This is a genomic window from Streptomyces sp. SID12501 (genome assembly GCF_010550245.1).
Classification (GTDB): Bacteria; Actinomycetota; Actinomycetes; order Streptomycetales; family Streptomycetaceae; genus Streptomyces.
In genome coordinates, this window is record NZ_JAAGLU010000840.1 from 1 (window position 1) to 414 (window position 414).

Sequence of the window (414 nt, forward strand, 5' to 3'; positions counted from 1 at the left end):
ACGGCGGCCAGTTCGCGCCACAGGGTGGTGGAGAGCAGGGCCAGATCGAGTTCGGGGCCGGCCTCCTTGTCGGAGACCAGCAGGTTGCCCTCCCCGGCGCCGGTCGTGCCGCCCGCGACGGAACCGCGGTCGACGACCGCCACGGAGAGCCCGGAGCGGGCGGCGTAGTAGGCCCACCCGGCTCCGACGACCCCGGCGCCGCTGATGACGCCGTCCGGGGACTGGGTCTGGGACACGGCAGTAATATGTCACATTCTTTAGAGGGTGCCTAGGATCCACGGGCCGACCCCTCCCCCCTTCGGATGAGGGGCCGGCCCGGGGCGGATCAGCTGCGGAGCGGGCCCTCACAGCTGTAGGGGGAGGTCCCCGCCGTCCTGTTGGTCCAGATCTCCACCGGGCCGAAGGAGCGGTTCA

Annotated in this window: 1 protein-coding gene; it reads right to left on the reverse strand. The window is 71.5% G+C overall.

The annotated features are described in order from the left end of the window. Positions 1 to 236, reverse strand: a 236-nt coding sequence (locus G3I71_RS48735; protein ID WP_164325414.1) for an FAD-dependent oxidoreductase, incomplete at its 3' end; no start/stop codon positions are given. Positions 237 to 414: the final 178 nt, after the last annotated feature.